Source organism: Peterkaempfera podocarpi (assembly GCF_042466665.1).
Taxonomy (GTDB): Bacteria; Actinomycetota; Actinomycetes; order Streptomycetales; family Streptomycetaceae; genus Peterkaempfera; species Peterkaempfera podocarpi.
This window is the reverse complement of record NZ_CP162102.1, coordinates 451335-466839: the sequence shown is the minus strand read 5'-3', so window position 1 is coordinate 466839 and position 15505 is coordinate 451335. Positions and strand designations below refer to the sequence as shown.

Sequence of the window (15505 nt, the reverse complement as noted above, 5' to 3'; positions counted from 1 at the left end):
GCCGGTGCCGGCAGCGGCCGGTGCCGGAGGGCGGCGGAGCTCAGGGCAGCCGAGGGCGGGCGTCGGCCTGGGCCCCCTGCATGGCCTCGGTCTCCTGGAGGATGCACTGCCAGGCCTCACGCAGATGCCGCTCCTCGGTGAGGACCCCGCCGGCGGCCATCCGCAGCACCACGTCGTCCCCGATCGTGCTGTGGGTCAGGAAGGTGCTGCCGGTGGCGTTCACCGCCTTCAGCAGCCGGAGGTTGGCCTCGTTGCGGTCGGCGTCCGGTGGCGTGCGCAGCCGGAAGCAGACCAGCGACAGCGGGTGCGGGGCCCGCAGCTCGAAGCGCTCGTCGGCACCGATCCAGCCCGCGAGCCGGTCGGCGAGAGCGATGCCCTGCCGGATGTGGGCCCGCAGGCCCTCCGCGCCGTACCAGCGGATCACGGCCCACAGTTTCAGCGCCCGGAACCGGCGGCCCAGCGGGATCTGCCAGTTGCGGTAGTCGGTGACCTCCCCGGACTCGCTGGGCGCGTTGCGCAGGTACTCCGGCAGCAGGGTGAGGGCACCGGTGAGCCAGCTGCGGTCGGCCACCCAGAAGGTGTCGCAGTCGAAGTTGGTCAGCAGCCACTTGTGCGGGTTGGTGCAGTAGGAGTCCGCGTACTGCGCCACGCCGTCGTTGAGCCACCGCAGCTCCGGGCAGACCGCCGCGACCCCCGCATAGGCGGCGTCCACATGGAGCCACAGGCCGTGCTCCCGGCAGATCCGGCCGATGTCGGCGACCGGGTCCACGGCGCCGGTGGAGGTGGTGCCCACGGTGGCCACGGCCATCAGCGGGGTGATGCCGGCGTCCAGGTCGCGGGTGATCAGGGCGCGCAGCTCGGCGACGTCGAGCTCCTGGGTGCCCGGCCGGGTGGCGACATGGCGGACGGCCTGCTCGCCCAGCCCGGCGACGATCGCTGCCTTGGTGGCCGCGGAGTGCGTCTCCGGGCTGATGTAGAGGGCGTACTGGGTGCCGCCGACGCCCTCACGGCGCACACTGCCCTTGCCCGCCCGGTGCAGTGCGGCGACCAGCGCCACCAGCAGGGCGCTGGAGGCGGTGTCCTGGATGACGCCGCCGCCGGGGCCGGTGGAGCGGAAGTGGTCGGGCAGGCCCAGCAGCTCCACCAGCCAGTCCAGGGTGTGCTGTTCGAGCTCGGTGCAGGCGGGGCTGGTCACCCAGGACATGCCCTGCACACCCAGGCCGGCGCTGAGCAGCTCGGCCAGCACCGCGGGACCGGAGGCGTTGGCGGGGAAGTAGCCGAGGAAGCGTGGATGCTGCCAGTGCAGCAGGCCCGGGACGATGACATCCGACAGGTCGCCGAGGAGCGCTTCGAAGGGCTGGCCCTCCGTCGGCGGATGGTCGGGCAGCCGGCCCCGGATGCGGCCGGGGGCGATCTGCGGCGCCACGGGCAGCGAGTCCAGGGTCTCCCAGTAGTCGGCGATCCAGTCCACGGCCTGGCGGCCCAGGTGTCGGAACTCCTGCGGAGTCATGTGGGTCATGACGGCCCTCCTGGCTCGGCCCGCGGGGCGGACCCGGCCGGTTCGGCATGGCGGGTGAGGAGCGGGGTGTGCATGTACTCGGCCAGATAGGTGATGCCGAGCGTCCCACCGGTACCGGGGACGTCGCCGATGATCCGTCTGGCCACCCCGTGGTGGGCCCGTTTCCAGCGCAGCCACTGCTGGTCCACCGCGGCCGCGGTCCCGGCGAGCCGGGCGGCCGTCTCCTCGTCCACCCGTCCCAGCAGCTCCTCCAGGGCGGAGCTCAGCGAGGTGGCCGGACAGGGCTGACGGTCGGCGGGCACCGCCGCGGACGTCTCGGGCCGCAGTGCCTCCGCGCCCCGGCACAGCCGCTCCAGCGCGGCGAAGGCCGGCGACTGAAGCGCCCCGGTGCCATAGGTGGCGTCCCGGATGCCGGCGAACTGCACCGGGTCGACGGTGGCGACGATGTGGAACAGCCGGGCCGAGTGGTCCAGCGTCGAGCGCAGGCCCTCCAGATGGACGAGCAGCTCGGGCACCGCGTCCCGGTCGGCGCACTCCAGCGCCTCCTGAGCGTGGGAGGCCGCCAGGCTGGACAGCAGCTCCATGATCTGGATCGAGCGGATGAACAGGTACTCGTCGTGCTCGGTGGTGACGACGAGGGGGGTGTACGCGAGAACGGTGCGCAGCTGCGGGGACTGGGAGCGCTGCACCACCGACACCAGCCGCTCGCACAGCCGCAGGGCGTCGGCCGGCTCCAGACCCGGTTCCTTCGCCGGGTCGATGCCGTCGGCGGTGTCCGCGTCCGTGCCCGTACCGGCGCCGCTGCCCGGGTCGGGACCGGCGGCCGGTGGGGACGCCGTCCCCCGCACGGCCCGCCGCAGGTCGGCCGCCAGGTGGACGGCGGCGCGGGTGCGGGGGCGGGTGAACTCCGCGCAGTGCTGGGCGAGTTCATGGCCGAGCAGGTCGGCGGTGAGAGCGGTGCCCAGGGCCCTGGCGTTGGCGCGGAAGTCCCCGGCGCCCTGGCAGTACTGGTTCAGCAGGCCGCACATCACATAGGCGTCATAGCTCGGGGAGCCACGGGCTCCCGCCGTCGCTGACCACAGCCAGCGCGCCGCGAACCAGCTGCGGGCGGGCGGGCGGCCCGCCAGCTCCTCGGCGCGGGCCGCCGCCTCGATCAGGGCGTTGTTGACGGCGGACGGCAGGGCGGCGCTGCCGTGCCGCCGGATGGCCGCCGTCACCTCGCGGAACGGGAAGGCGGGTGGCAGGCCCAGGCTGCAGCGCTGCGCTGCCCGGAGCCAGGTCTGGACGGCGTGGTGTGCGCGCTGGTTCAGTGCGTCCATGGCGGGGCCTCCCTCCGGTGCCGTCCGGTCGTGCTGCGCGGTGCGTGCGCGGGCCGGCGATGTGCCGCCGCCCGGCGCGGATCACGCCACGCGGGGTGGAGGGCGGGGCCGTCCGGGAGCTGGATCGGCGGCAGCTCCCGGAAGCCGTGCCGCAGCAGCAGGGCAAGACTGCGCGGGGTGCTGCACTCGATGTAGGCGCCCACCCCCTCGGCGTCGGCCCGGGCCAGGATGCGGTGCAGCAGTGCGCTGCACAGGCCCTGGCCCTGGCGGCCGGGGAGGACCGCCTGGAACTGCACGTAGTAGTGGCGCTCCCGCGGATGGTGGGCATGGAGCAGGCGCTCGATCTGCGCGGGGCGGCCGGCGGGGTGTGCCCCGGGGCCGGCCGCTCCCGGGGCGTGGCCGGTCCGCCGGTGGAGGTCGGTCGTCGGCGGGGTGAGCAGGACGACGGCGTCGTCCTCTTCGGTGAGGTGGACCTCACCCCGGCTGAGCGTCTCGCTGACGACCTCTCGGAAGAACTCCGGGAGGGCCAGCGGGCGGTCCCGGTCGTCGGGGAACACCCAGCGGGTGACCGGGTCGTCGATCAGTGCGTCGGTGAGGACCGCGGCGGCGGTCCCGATGTCGTCGCGGGTCGCGATGCGGATGCGGGGAGTCGCCACCAGGGCCGGTGGCGGGGGGCTGCTGGGATCGGACATGGGCGCGGCCTTTCGTCCGGCACCCCGGGTCTCGGGGTCGCGGGTGTCCGGGGTCTGGCGGCGGGCCTCAGGGGCGGCGGGTGTACAGCCGCCCGTCGGCCCAGAGGATGTCCACACGGCCCCATTCCGCGGCGGCGTGCACGTCGGGGAAGAAGCCCCGGCCGTTCTCGTTGGCGCTGGTGTTGCAGAGCACCGGGATGCCGCTGAGCCGCTCGTACTCGGTGAGCAGCCGGGCCAGGAAGGGGTTGCCGCTCTCGCTGACGGTCTGCAGGCGGGCGGTGCCGTCCAGGTGGATGACGGCGGGGATCCGGTCCGTCCACTCCGGCCGCACCACATGGTCGAAGAGCATGTAGGGGTCGGGGCAGCCGGGGGAGAAGACCTCGGGGGCCCGGTGCTCCAGGCAGATGGGGGCGACCGGCCGGTAGTGGGCCCGGCCCTTGATGTCATTGAGCAGGATCTTGGTCTTGGCCTCGTGCGCGGGGGCGATGATGCTGCGGTGGCCGAGGGCCCTGGGGCCCAGTTCGGCGCGTCCCTCCAGCACCACGACGGGCTCGCCGCGTTCATGGAGGACCGCGGCCAGTGCCGCCGCGTCGCAGGGCGCGGACTGCCAGCCGGGGACCTCCCCGTTGTCCCGCAGCCGGGGGCCGCTGAAGACGTCCCACTCCAGCCGGGGGCCCTGGCCGTGGTGCACCATCTCGGCGGCCGCGGTGCCGAGGGCCGCTCCGGAGTCGTTGGGGAACGGGGGGATCCACACCTCGCGGAAGAGCCCACTGGAGCGGATCTCACTGTTCCACTTGATGTTCAGCGCGCATCCCCCCGACAGGCAGAGATTGTCGGTGCGCAGCTCCGGGGGCAGTTGCCGGACCCGCTCCCGGAGGGCGGTCAGCAGCCTGGTGCCCAGATACCCCTGGAAGCTGGCGATCAGATCCGCGTCGGAGGCGCCCGGCCAGACGGTGTCACGGTGCCCGTCGAGCCACTGCGCCAGCTCCAGACCGGTGTCGAAGGTGAGCGGCAGACCCGCCAGCTGCTCGTCAAGGACCGGGTAGAAGTCCGGCTCGTCGCGACCCAGGGCGGCGTAGGCCATCGCCTTGCCCGCCACGTCGAGATTGCGGGGTACGGCGTGGTCGCAGGACCGGACCTGCTCCCGTCCGGCGGACCGGTAGGGCTCCAGCTGGGCGCAGTAGTCGGCGAAGGCGCTGCCGTAGACCGGCAGCAGCGGGCCCAGGGCCTGCACGCTGAGGGGGTGGGCCCCCACCCGGTACAGCCTCGGCGTGCTGCCGCCGTCCCAGACGAGCACCAGGGCGGGTTCCCCGCGGGCGGCGAACGGGCTGGTGCAGTAGGAGCCCAGGAGGTGCTGGGTGCCGTGGTGGTAGCTGGCGTAGCGGACCGTGCCGCTGCTCAGCGGCAGTCCGTCGAACGCGTAGCGGTGCAGCACGTCCACGGGGGAGGGGGCGTCCGCCTCGGAGTACGGTGCGACCTCGACGGTGACCGGCCGGCCGCGATGGGTGACCCGCAGCAGGGGCGTCTGCTCACCCGGCGCTGCGAACCAGCCGTCGACCACGAAGGAGTCCACGTCCCTGGGGCGCACCCCCTGCTGCCGCAGCAGGTCCTCGACCACCTCCAGGCGGTCCAGTGGCTGGTAGCGGGGATTGCCGTCCAGCTTCTCCATCTCGATGCTGCACAGCAGCGCACCGTCGTCGACCAGGGCGACCCCGCCGTCGTGGGTCAGCTTCATTCCGCAGATGAGCATGGTGCGACTCCTTTCTGGCGATACGTCACCGAAGCGGGTCGGCGGCCTGGCCGCGGGTGAGCGTCCAGGTCTCGTAGTCGGTGGCGTCGTCGGCCGGCTCGAAGGAGTAGTTGTCGTACACCGAGATGTCCGTGAAGCCCGCCCGGTGGGCCAGTTCGCGCACCGTGTCGCGGTCCAGCGCGAACAGCCGGTGGGTCTCGCGTACCACCGTGTAGGTGTCCGGCCCGTTCCCGTCGCGCAGGAACTGGGTGTAGTCCAGGTCGGTGTGGGGCCGGCCGGGGTGGTGCTGGAACTTCCAGATGAAGGCCAGGTCGCCCAGGTCGTCGGCCCACACGCTGGTGCCGAAGCGGTCGGCCACCATCCGGTGCGCGAGGACGTCGAAGACGAACGAGCCGCCGGGCCGCACGGTGCGGGCGACCGCCTCGAACGTCCGCTGAAGGGTCTGCTCGTCCGGCATGTAGTTGAGCGCCGCGGCGGCGCAGATGACGGCGTCGTACTGCTGCTCCCCGGGGATCTCGGGGAGTTCGGACCGGACCAGGGGGACGTCGTCGCCCAGCCGGGTCCGGGCCTGGGCGAGCATCGGCCCCGAGCGGTCCAGGCCGGACACCGCGTAGCCGCGGCGCACCAGTTGCTCCAGCATCAGCCCGGTGCCGCAGCACACCTCCAGCACGCTCTGCACCGGGGCGGGGTGGTCCGACCACACCTTCTCCAGGAAGGCGGCCATCTTGTACCGGGGGCTCTCCCCCCAGTGCTCGCAGGCCCACACCGCCAGGCGGTCGTAGGTGTCGGAGATGGCCGCGTACGGCTCGGGGATTCCAGCGGTTATCGGCTGGCCTTTCATGTCTGCTCCTCGGTTCCTCGGTTCTGATCGGGTCTTCGGTCGGGCTTCCGGTCGGGCTTCCGGCCGGGTTTCCGGGAATGTGCGCAGGCGAATTCGACGGTCCGCCGGTTCCGTGCGGATATCAGGCGGATCGGAGTGGGTGAAAGCTTTCGGCCTGTTTGCCGAAGGTCGCTCGAATGACCGTCAAGGCGTCGGCGCAGACCTCGCCACCACGCGTCAGAAAGCGTGCGGCGAGGGGGTTCGTGGTGGGCGGGGGGCGTGGGAGTGCAGGCCCGTCGTCGAACCGTCGGCGCCCGCGGAATGGGCGCGACAACCGGTTTGTTCCCGCCCGAACCGTTCGTATGTGCACCACTGGGATGTCTCACCCGATCGGCTCTGCCGGGCGCTGCGTCCCCGGTGTGGATATTTTGCCGCCGCTGATCGTTCGAACTAGGGTTCCAAGGGGCGCTCCGGGAATACCTCGGACCGCTCGCGAAAAATTCGAGAAAGGCGGTAGCAATGACCACGGATGTGGTGCAGCTCTATGAGAACTTCCCGTTCCCCTCGCCGGAGGACGACTCCCCGCTCATCGACGTCGTCGCCGAAGAACTGCCCTTCGTCCTCGCCGACACCCGTCTGACGGGCTGGCAGATCCTGGACGCCGGCTGCGGCACCGGCAACATCCTGGTGGCGCTCGCCCGCAGCCACCCCGAAGCCCACTTCACCGGAGTCGACGCCTGCGCCCGCTCCGTCGAGATCGCCCGCCGCCGCGCAGAGCACCACCAGGTGACCAACGTGGAGTTCGTCCACGGCCGGATGCCGGACCTGGACCTCGACCACCGCTTCGACCTGATCCTCTGCTTCGGCGTGCTGCACCATCTGCCCGACCCCCGGGCCGGACTGCGCTGGCTCACCACCCACCTGGCCGACCAGGGGCTGCTGCATCTGTGGCTGTACCACGCACTCGGAGAGCACAGCCGGATGCTGGACCGCGAGCTGGTCCAGTTGCTCAGCCGCACCGGCAGCCGCGGCGACGGACTGGAGACCATCCGCAGTCTGGGAATCCGGCTCTCCCTCAGCGAGTACGGCTTCCCCACCGGCTGGACGGGGCTCGAGCTCAGCGAGGCCGAGCAGGACGCCCTGGACGCGGACGCCTATCTCAACCCCGTCGTCCAGCCGATGCGCTTCGCCGACGTCCCCGACCTGTTCGCCGGCCTCCCGGTGGACTGGCTCGCCGCCGACCGGGTCTACACACCCGGCGGCACCCCCTTCGTCGACCTGGCAGGAGCCGAGCCCGACCGCACCCGGCACATCCACCCCGAGGAACTCGTCGACACCCCGACGCTGCGCACCCGCGTCCGCGAACTGGACAGCCTGGACCAGCTGCGCGCCCTGGAACTGCGGCTGCGGCCGACCGGCTTCCGGGTCATCGCCGGCCGCGGCCGCAGCCTGGACCGATGCGTCGGCCGCATCCACGGCAACCTGCTGCCGCTGCACCGTTGAGCGGGAGCGACCATGCCGCTCGACCCGGATGTCAAGGCGTTCCTGGACACGCACATCGGACAGCCACCCGTCGAGGAGCTGGCCGTCCCCCAGTTCCGTGCCGCCATCGAGGCGTTCACCGCCTACTGCGCCCCCGCACCCTCCGTCGCGCTGGTCCAGGACGTCACGCTCCCCACCCGCGCCGGCCCGCTCGCGGCCCGCCTCTACCACCCCGGACCCGGCCGGGTGCTGCCGGTCGTGGTCTACTTCCACGGCGGCGGCTGGATGAGCGGGAGCATCGACTACGCCGACCCCGTCTGCCGGGCGATCGCCGTCCAGGCCCAGGCCGCCGTGCTCAACGTCGGCTACCGGCTCGCCCCCGAGCACCCCTACCCCGCCGCGGTGGAGGACGCCTGGGCCGCCGTCGTCTGGGCGTCGGCCAACGGCGCCGCGATCGGCGCCGACCCCGCCCGGCTGGCTGTCGCGGGCGAGAGCGCAGGCGCCAACCTCGCCACCGTCACCGCCCTGCTGGCGCGGGAGGCCGGGCCGCGTATCGCCCACCAGCTGCTGGTCTGCCCGGCCCTGGACACCGGCCTGGACACCCGGTCGTACCGCCGGCTGGCCACCGGCTACGGCAACACCCGCGCGGTGATGGTGCGCTGCTGGCAGACCTACCTCGGGCTGCCCGCCGGCTCCTTCCACCGGGCACCCTGGCAGGCCGCCCCGCTGCGCGCCCCCGACCTGGCCGGACTGCCCCCGGCCACGGTCATCACCATGGAGTACGACCCGCTGCGGGACGAGGGTGAGATCTATGCCGACAGGCTCGCCGCAGCGGGCGTGCCCACCAGCGTCACCCGCTGCCAAGGCATGATCCACTCCGCGCTCTACCTCGACGGGATCGCCCCCCGGGCCGCCCGCACCCGCGCAGTGGCCGCGACCGCCCTGCGCCGGGCATGGCAGCTGTCCTAGTGCCGCCCCCCGCCGGGCCGGCCTGCGTACGGGTGCGGCGGGCCGCCCCCGTACGGAGGCCCGGCCGCACCACCTGCCTCCAGCCGCTACCAGAACCAGGAGAGACCCATGAAGGGCCAGCCCAGCCTGCCGGAGGAGCTTCCGGACCTGTACGACGCCATGGCCGACGCCTATGACCGCCTCGACGACTGGATCGTCGCCAACTGGGGCGAGAAGCCCCGCCCCGAACGGGCCGACTTCCTGCAGAAGTTCTGGTCGAGCCGGACCGGCGAGGTCCGCAGCGTCCTGGAGATCTGCTGCGGCACCGGCCTCATGCTGGAACAGCTCGCCCTGCGCGGCTTCGACGTCGCCGGGCTGGACCGCTCGGAGGCCATGCTGGGACATGCCCGCAGGCGCTTGGGCGAGCAGGTGCCGCTGGTGCACGCCGAGCTCCCGGCCATTCCCGTAGAACGGCAGTTCGACGCGGTCGTCAGCCCGGGAGCGGCACTGAACTACACCTCCAGCCGGGAGGACCTGGCCAGGACCTTCCGCGCGGTGGCCCACGTGCTGCGGCCCGGCGGGTCCTTCGTCTTCGACATCCTCTCCCCGGGCATGATGGCGGATCACGCCGGCAGTACCGTCTGGGCGGCCGACCTCGGTGACCTCGCCTTCGTCTGGGCCTTCGCCGACAGTGCCGACGGCCGCTACAGCGACGCGACCTACACCCAGTTCCTGCGCCGCGCGGACGACGCGGGCGGCTCCTACATCAGGACCAGGGAGCAGCACCGCCTCTACACGCTGGACCCGGAGATGATCCGCAGCGCCGCCCAGGACTGCGGACTCACCGACGGGGCCGTCTACGACAACTACACCTTCCATCCGGCCCACGACGGCACGCGGTACGAGACCTGGGCCTTCACCAGGGCGTAGCCGCGGTGGCACGGAGCCCCGCCCCCGGTGGCGCCACCGCGGGGCGCGGGCACCTCCCGAGCGGGGTGCCGCGGGGGTGCGGCGAGGGGCCGCGATCGAATCCCGGGCGGGATGTCAGCGCACGTGACGGCCACCTTGGCACATACTGGTGGTGATGAAGAAGCCGATTGCACCGAGGCATCTGCCCACCAGCCCCTTCAAACCCGCTGCGGTTCCGCTCCCCAAGCAGTTCGCCCTGGGTGACCGCGTCACTCATGACGAGTTCGGCCTCGGGAGGGTCGTGGGTGTCGAGGACGAGATCGCCGTCCTCGTCGACTTCGGCCCCCACCAGGAGCGGATCATGAGCCCCTACTCCAGGATGACCAGGCTGTGAACCCGCGCCGGCCCGGCACGGCCGCCTGATCGCGGTCCGTCGAAGGCCGGCGCTCCTCCGCCGGGCTGCCGGGACACGCCCGCTCCGGTCCGGTCCGGCGCGGTCCCCAGGGACCGCCTCGGACCCGAGTGGACGGGTGGGTCAGGCATGGCCGGACACCATCCCGAGGAGTCGTCCCAGCGGCCTCTCGGCGCCGGTCGAGCGTCCGAGGAACGGGTCCGGCCGTGCGTCGGCGGCGGCCCGCCGGCATGCCCCGCGGTGCCGGATCGCCGGACGGCTGCCCCGACACGCCGAGTCGGTGAGGGCATACCCTCAGGGGGTACATGGTGGGTGATCGGCCCGAGCGGCCGCACACCGACACCCCTGGGGCCCCATGCACGCCGTCCGGCACGCGCTGTCCATCACCGGGTCGATGACCTGGGAGATCACCTGGGCGCTGATCCTGGGGTTCCTGCTCTCCGCGATCGTCCAGGCGGTCGTCCGCAAGTCCACCGTCGTCAGGCTGCTGGGCGACGCCCGCCCCCGTACCCTCTCGGTCGCCGCGCTGCTCGGCTCGGCCTCCTCCTCGTGCTCCTATGCGGCCGTGGCCCTGGCCCGCTCGCTGTTCCGCAAGGGCGCGGACTTCACCGCGGCCATGGCCTTCGAGATCGCCTCGACCAACCTGGTCGTCGAGCTCGGTGTGATCCTGGCGCTGCTCATGGGGTGGCAGTTCACCGCGGCGGAGTTCGTCGGCGGTCCGGCCATGATCGCGGTGCTCGCGGTGCTGTTCCGGTACTTTCTGCGGGCCAGGCTGGTGCGTGAAGCCCGTGCCCAGGCCGAGCAGGGGGCGGCCGGCTCGATGGAGGGGCATGCAGCGATGGACATGTCCGTCCGCGGTGAGGGCTCCTTCCTCCGCCGGCTGCTCTCCCGCCGGGGGTGGACCTCGGTCTCGCACGTCTTTGTGATGGAGTGGGCCGCGATCCTGCGGGACCTGGTGATCGGCCTGCTGATCGCCGGTGCGATCGCCGCATGGGTCCCCGACTCCTTCTGGCGCACATTCTTCTTCGAAGGACACCCGCTCGCCGCGAAGCTGTGGGGTCCGCTCATCGGCCCGCTGGTCGCAATGGCGTCGTTTGTCTGCTCCATCGGGAACGTGCCGCTGGCGGTGGTGCTGTGGAAGGGCGGCATCAGCTTCGGGGGAGTGGTGGCGTTCATCTTCGCCGATCTGCTGATCCTGCCGATTCTGAACATCTACAAGAAGTACTACGGATGGCGTATGACCGCGTTCATCGCCGCCACCTTCTACACCGCGATGGTGGCCGCCGGATATTTTGTGGAGTTCACCTTCGGCGGCCTGGGCATCATTCCCGACCAGGAAACGGCGAGGATCCCGACGGGCGGCATCAGCTGGAACTACACCACCTGGCTCAACATCGCCTTTCTCCTGCTGGCCGCGGCCCTGCTGATCCGCTTCGTCCGCACCGGCGGACCCGCCATGCTCCGGATGATGGGCGGCTCGCCCGACACCGGGCACAGCGGCCACGGTGAAGCGCCTCCGCCGCCGCCGCGGTGAGACCTGGCCGACGGCGGAGCGCCCCTGGGCGCGGCGGGTCCGGTGCGCGGCCGGGGTGGCGGCCCGGGCGTGCGGCCAGGCGGTGGCTCCGCGGAGTCACCACCCGTCCGCCCGTTTCGAGTCGCTGCGCCACCGCCCGGATGATGTGCTGATCGAGGCCCCTGACGGGGCCCGCGCGCAGGCGCGGGCCGTCGGTGGGCGTGCACCTGGAGGCCTCCGCCCACGCCGGCGGACGTCCCGCGGTGAACGGACCTCGAGCGTCCGGCGTCGAGATCCGGCAGCGGACTCCGGGATGCCGCCGAGGGCGGTCCCGGCGGCATGGAAAGGAATCGACTGATGCCAACAGGCACCGTGAAGTGGTTCAACGGGGAAAAGGGCTTCGGCTTCATCCAGCAGGACGACGGCGGACCGGATGTGTTCGTCCACTTCTCCGCCATCCAGAGCTCCGGTTTCAGGGCGCTGGACGAGGGCGAAAGGGTCGAGTACCAGGTCACCCAGGGTCCCAAGGGGCCACAGGCGGAGACGGTCGTCCGCATCTCGTAGCGCACACTGCTCCGGGCCCGCGCTCCTCCGGGCCCGGCCCTGCGGCCGATGGACGGGCCGTACCGCGGCTGCCCCGGACCGGGCCGTCCCGTGCGAGGACGACCTGCCCCTTCCGGCGACGCCCGGCGCGGCCCGTCCGACCGGATCCGACCGACCGGCGCCGAGTGCGCGTCCGGGATCACCGGAAGCGCACCCGGCGCACCGCGCGGCGGCCGTCGGCAGTGCGGAACACCCGGTGGGTCGCGCCCGGGGGCAGGTCCTGCCCCTCGGGTACGGCCTCGCCGCGCGCGACGAGGCCGTCGATGAACCGCTCCTCCGCGCACCGCTCCTCCGGGTACCCCTCGTCCGGGCACCGGTCCCCGGCCCGCGCCGCAGCTTCGTCCCCGCGGTCCTCCCCGGGCGAGTTGCGCGGCCTGCCCGACGCGCCCTGCTCCCGGTCCGCTCCCATGCCGGATCGCCGACCGCGGCGCGTCAGGTGAAGACCCGGCGGAGCAGGGTCAGCCCGTCCGCCTCGGTACGTGCGATTTCATGGGTGTGCGTCCCCGCGCCGTCGACCACGACTGCGGAGGGGGTCAGATTCTCCTCCGGCACCGTGACCCGGCCCTGCCGTAGCAGGTCCTCCACGAACGAGGTGGCGACCAGGTCCGCTGCAGGGAGCGGCAGTGAACCGGCCACCGGGTCGGAACCGGCGACCGCGAACCGCGGCTGCTGCGCCGGAGCACGCACGGTGAGCGGATCCGTGAGCCCGTAGACGTCGCCCGGGAGCGTCACCGGGGTGAGCGACTCACCGCTGTCGGGCGCCGAGGGCGCGATACCCGCGATGTACCGCTCCACCGCTTCGGGGGTGATCGCGGTGGCGTCGGGAACCGAGACGATGCCGTGGCGTACGAAGGCCGAGCGCAGAGCCGGACCGTACTCGCCGTGGAAGGCGTTCTGGTCGGCAGCGATCATGTGTGCGGCCACCTGCGCGAAGTAGCCGGGCACCACTGGGGCCGTCAGGCACCCGGCCACCAGCAGCCGGCCCATGATGCCGGCGGCCAGGGACAGACCGTCGGCGTTCCGGTTCTGCTGCACCCGGAACACCCCGGCCAGTGCCTCCAGGAACGCCCCGGTGAACACCCGGGACAGCGAGTGCGGCTCGCTGGCCAGCGCGGTCGCGGGCGCCATCGGCGGCAGGGTCAGCGGGTCCTGGTAGAAGAAGCGGTTGGTGGCGTTGCGCAGGCAGTCGGCGTCGGCCGAGTCGGGCTGCAGCCGGCGCACCGCCCAGCCGAGCTGTTCGGCCAGTCGGGAGAGCCGGGAGTTCACCGCGATGCTGCCCTGGGTGTCGGCGAGTACCGCCTCACGCAGCGGCTCCACCTGGAGCGCGGAGAGTATCGCGCTCATGTCGCCGAACGACTCGTGGAGCGCGGCGGCCTCCGCGCTGGCCGCGTCCCAGAGCTGCGGGCGCAGCGCGTCCAGGACCGCGTGGCCGGTCTCATGGCAGACCACATCGGGGCTCTCGCAGGAGCGCACGGTGATGCCGGCCACCGTGTGGTGGAAGAAGGCCAGTTGTGTGCGGTCGTAGTAGGCGTTGAGATCGTCACCGGCGTCGAGGACCGCGGTCAGGGTGTTGCCCACGCTGGTGTGCCAGGTGACGCCGGGCGGCATCAGGGGGCCCCAGAAGCCGGCGGCGCGGGACAGCGCCTCTGCCGCGGCCCAGTAGCGGAACTCCGGAGTGCCCGGCCGCTCGCCGTTCGCCGTCGGGCGCTCCGCCGAGACGCCCACCGGCAGCGGCGGGGCGCTGAGGTCGGGCACCGGCCGCCGGAGCGGAGTGCGTACGGACGGAGGCCTCCCGGGATCGTCCTCCCACACCAGGACGGTCTCTGTCTTGTCGTGCTGCGGTGTCTGTTCCGGGGACATGACTGCTGCTCCTGTCCCTTGAGCGGGATGAGTGGATCCTGGGGCGTGCTCGTCTCGTCGTCGGACCGGTCCGTGAGAGAGCCTGCCGGTTCGGGCGTCACCGCGCCGTGACAGCCGTGTGCTGCAGCGCCGCGGGGGACGGACGCCTGCGGGTGCGCCCGGCTCCGTGTCGCGCCGGGGGACGGGCAGGCCGGCGTGGCGCCCTCGGGGCCCCGCGTGGAGGCCATGGGCCTTGCGGCAGCGGGTGCATTCCCGTGCGGGCGCCGGTCAGGCGGCCGTCCGGTGCAGTCCGGGTGCCGCTGCGCTGCCGCGCTGGTCGGCCACGGCGCGTGCGGCGTCCCCGGACCCGACACGGTGGCGGGGGCGGGGCCGGGGGTGGGCCGCGGGTGGGCCCGGGTGGGCCCGGGTGTCAGCGCGTGTTCACCGGCTGTGCGGTGTGCAGGGTGCTGTAGAGGGTGCCGATGGCCAGATGGCGGGCGACGTTGGTGGCCCGGCAGTCACGGAGACTGTCCAGCATGAGGAAGTCGTGCACCATGCCCAGGACCCGTACGGCGGTGACATTCACCCCGGCCTGGCGGAGCTTGGCGGCGTACGCCTCTCCCTCGTCGCGCAGCACATCCGCCTCATCGGTGATCACCAGGGTCGTGGGCAGGCCCTCGAGCTGCTCCAGGGAGGCCCGCAGCGGCGAGGCGTGGACCTCCCGGCGTTGCGCACGGTCGCCGGTGTACTGGTCCCAGAACCACGCCATGGCGTCACGGGTGAGGTAGTAGCCGTCGGCGAACTGACGGTACGAGGGGGTGTCCATGCCCGCGTCGGTCACCGGGTACAGCAGCACCTGAGAGCTGAGCCGCACTCCGCCGCGCTCCTTGGCCATCAGCGCGAAGACGGCGGCCATGTTGCCGCCGACCGAGTCGCCGCAGACCGCCAGCCGGGAGCAGTCGAGGCCCTTCTCGGCCCCATGCTCCATGATCCACTGGCCCACTGCCCAGTTCTGCTCGATCTGGGTCGGGTACTTCGCCTCCGGAGCCCGGTCGTAGACCGGGAAGACCAGTGCGGCCTCTGCACCGGCGGCCAGCTCGCACACCAGGCGGTCATGGGTGTTCTCGTCGCCGAGCACCCAGCCCGCGCCATGGATGTAGAGCACCACCGGCAGCGTGCCGCGTGCGCCCTGCGGACGGATGATGCGGGTCCGGACCCGGCCGTGCCGTCCGGCATCGACCTCGACCCACTCCTCGTCCACCTGCGGGCGGCCCACCCCCTCACCGCTCTGGAGTCCCGCGAGAACGGACCGCCCCTCCTCGGGCGGCACCTCGTAGATCCGAGGGTGCCCGGACGTGGCCTCCGCCAGCTCCTGCGCAGCGTGTTCCAGGACGGGGTCGGGGGGCGGGGGAAGCTGGGCCATGGGGGAGTCCTGTTCGCATGGGCGACGGGGAGGGCTGATCGGTCATGGCGCCGGGGCGCACCTCCACGCTGGGCAACCCGGGGACGATCCGCAACCGCCCGTACTCCGGCTGTGGGCGCACCGCGCCCGGGCCACGCCGGCCCGACGGACCACCGGCCCGGGGGCTCACCGGGTCCGCCGACCCGGCCCGGGGCCGGGCGTGGCCGTCAGGACCGCCCGCAGACCGCCGCCCGCCGCCCGCAGCCCGCAGCCCGGGGACCGTCCGGGCGCCGTGAG

At 72.7% G+C, this 15505-nt stretch carries 14 protein-coding genes; 6 read left to right on the top strand and 8 right to left on the bottom strand.

All coding sequences use genetic code 11. The features are described 5' to 3' along the window. Window positions 1-40: 40 nt before the first annotated feature. From AB0761_RS02125 to AB0761_RS02105, 5 genes are all read right to left on the bottom strand, one after another. Window positions 41-1519 (bottom strand): pyridoxal-dependent decarboxylase, encoded by a 1479-nt coding sequence (locus tag AB0761_RS02125; RefSeq protein ID WP_377267107.1) that lies wholly within the window; start codon window positions 1517-1519, stop codon window positions 41-43. Then, entirely contained in the window at window positions 1516-2838 is a 1323-nt protein-coding gene (locus tag AB0761_RS02120) for a hypothetical protein (RefSeq protein WP_377267106.1), read from the bottom strand. The genes AB0761_RS02125 and AB0761_RS02120 overlap by 4 nt, the downstream gene beginning before the upstream one ends. After that, the gene (locus tag AB0761_RS02115) at window positions 2826-3530 is read right to left on the bottom strand and encodes a GNAT family N-acetyltransferase (protein ID WP_377267105.1); all 705 of its coding nucleotides are present in this window, start codon (window positions 3528-3530) and stop codon (window positions 2826-2828) included. Before AB0761_RS02115 ends, AB0761_RS02120 begins: the two co-directional genes overlap by 13 nt. 67 nt (window positions 3531-3597) lie before the next feature. Further along, window positions 3598-5280: a carbamoyltransferase N-terminal domain-containing protein gene (locus tag AB0761_RS02110; protein WP_377267104.1), complete on the bottom strand. Its 1683-nt coding sequence runs from the start codon at window positions 5278-5280 to the stop codon at window positions 3598-3600. 25 nt (window positions 5281-5305) lie between these two features. Continuing rightward, a complete protein-coding gene (locus AB0761_RS02105; RefSeq protein ID WP_377267103.1) occupies window positions 5306-6121 on the bottom strand; it encodes a class I SAM-dependent DNA methyltransferase in 816 nt (271 codons plus the stop codon). 498 nt (window positions 6122-6619) lie between these two features. Here AB0761_RS02105 and AB0761_RS02100 point away from each other — a divergent pair, with 498 nt between their 5' ends. The 6 genes from AB0761_RS02100 (at window position 6620) to AB0761_RS02075 (ending at window position 11928) form a co-directional block, all read left to right on the top strand. Further along, window positions 6620-7603 (top strand): class I SAM-dependent methyltransferase, encoded by a 984-nt coding sequence (locus AB0761_RS02100; protein ID WP_377267102.1) that lies wholly within the window; start codon window positions 6620-6622, stop codon window positions 7601-7603. Between the two features lie 12 nt (window positions 7604-7615). After that, window positions 7616-8551: an alpha/beta hydrolase fold domain-containing protein gene (locus tag AB0761_RS02095; RefSeq protein WP_377267101.1), complete on the top strand. Its 936-nt coding sequence runs from the start codon at window positions 7616-7618 to the stop codon at window positions 8549-8551. Window positions 8552-8659: 108 nt separating this feature from the next. Next, complete coding sequence (locus tag AB0761_RS02090; protein WP_377267100.1) at window positions 8660-9460, top strand: class I SAM-dependent DNA methyltransferase; 801 nt, start codon at window positions 8660-8662, stop codon at window positions 9458-9460. A gap of 154 nt (window positions 9461-9614) precedes the next feature. Further along, complete coding sequence (locus AB0761_RS02085; RefSeq protein WP_377267099.1) at window positions 9615-9833, top strand: hypothetical protein; 219 nt, start codon at window positions 9615-9617, stop codon at window positions 9831-9833. Window positions 9834-10206: 373 nt separating this feature from the next. Continuing rightward, window positions 10207-11385: a permease gene (locus AB0761_RS02080; protein WP_377267098.1), complete on the top strand. Its 1179-nt coding sequence runs from the start codon at window positions 10207-10209 to the stop codon at window positions 11383-11385. Window positions 11386-11721: 336 nt separating this feature from the next. After that, the gene (locus tag AB0761_RS02075) at window positions 11722-11928 is read left to right on the top strand and encodes a cold-shock protein (RefSeq protein ID WP_377267097.1); all 207 of its coding nucleotides are present in this window, start codon (window positions 11722-11724) and stop codon (window positions 11926-11928) included. A 178-nt stretch (window positions 11929-12106) separates the two neighbouring features. On the opposite strand, the gene AB0761_RS02070 is transcribed toward AB0761_RS02075, so the two are convergent. The 3 genes from AB0761_RS02070 to AB0761_RS02060 form a co-directional block, all read right to left on the bottom strand. Then, window positions 12107-12376 (bottom strand): hypothetical protein, encoded by a 270-nt coding sequence (locus tag AB0761_RS02070; protein WP_377267096.1) that lies wholly within the window; start codon window positions 12374-12376, stop codon window positions 12107-12109. A gap of 23 nt (window positions 12377-12399) precedes the next feature. After that, entirely contained in the window at window positions 12400-13827 is a 1428-nt protein-coding gene (locus tag AB0761_RS02065; protein ID WP_377267095.1) for a hypothetical protein, read from the bottom strand. Between the two features lie 409 nt (window positions 13828-14236). Continuing rightward, window positions 14237-15229, bottom strand: a complete 993-nt coding sequence (locus AB0761_RS02060) for an alpha/beta hydrolase (RefSeq protein ID WP_377267094.1) — start codon at window positions 15227-15229, stop codon at window positions 14237-14239. Between the last annotated feature and the right edge of the window lie 276 nt (window positions 15230-15505).

What these genes read in the sequence shown, in the direction of transcription:
- AB0761_RS02070 (WP_377267096.1), bottom strand. Translation starts at nt 12,376, where the DNA reads ATGGGAGCGGACCGGGAGCAGGGCGCGTCGGGCAGGCCGCGCAACTCG.
- AB0761_RS02080 (WP_377267098.1), top strand. Translation starts at nt 10,207, where the DNA reads ATGCACGCCGTCCGGCACGCGCTGTCCATCACCGGGTCGATGACCTGG.
- AB0761_RS02060 (WP_377267094.1), bottom strand. Translation starts at nt 15,229, where the DNA reads ATGGCCCAGCTTCCCCCGCCCCCCGACCCCGTCCTGGAACACGCTGCG.
- AB0761_RS02100 (WP_377267102.1), top strand. Translation starts at nt 6,620, where the DNA reads ATGACCACGGATGTGGTGCAGCTCTATGAGAACTTCCCGTTCCCCTCG.
- AB0761_RS02095 (WP_377267101.1), top strand. Translation starts at nt 7,616, where the DNA reads ATGCCGCTCGACCCGGATGTCAAGGCGTTCCTGGACACGCACATCGGA.
- AB0761_RS02075 (WP_377267097.1), top strand. Translation starts at nt 11,722, where the DNA reads ATGCCAACAGGCACCGTGAAGTGGTTCAACGGGGAAAAGGGCTTCGGC.
- AB0761_RS02110 (WP_377267104.1), bottom strand. Translation starts at nt 5,280, where the DNA reads ATGCTCATCTGCGGAATGAAGCTGACCCACGACGGCGGGGTCGCCCTG.
- AB0761_RS02125 (WP_377267107.1), bottom strand. Translation starts at nt 1,519, where the DNA reads ATGACCCACATGACTCCGCAGGAGTTCCGACACCTGGGCCGCCAGGCC.
- AB0761_RS02105 (WP_377267103.1), bottom strand. Translation starts at nt 6,121, where the DNA reads ATGAAAGGCCAGCCGATAACCGCTGGAATCCCCGAGCCGTACGCGGCC.
- AB0761_RS02090 (WP_377267100.1), top strand. Translation starts at nt 8,660, where the DNA reads ATGAAGGGCCAGCCCAGCCTGCCGGAGGAGCTTCCGGACCTGTACGAC.
- AB0761_RS02120 (WP_377267106.1), bottom strand. Translation starts at nt 2,838, where the DNA reads ATGGACGCACTGAACCAGCGCGCACACCACGCCGTCCAGACCTGGCTC.
- AB0761_RS02085 (WP_377267099.1), top strand. Translation starts at nt 9,615, where the DNA reads ATGAAGAAGCCGATTGCACCGAGGCATCTGCCCACCAGCCCCTTCAAA.
- AB0761_RS02115 (WP_377267105.1), bottom strand. Translation starts at nt 3,530, where the DNA reads ATGTCCGATCCCAGCAGCCCCCCGCCACCGGCCCTGGTGGCGACTCCC.
- AB0761_RS02065 (WP_377267095.1), bottom strand. Translation starts at nt 13,827, where the DNA reads ATGTCCCCGGAACAGACACCGCAGCACGACAAGACAGAGACCGTCCTG.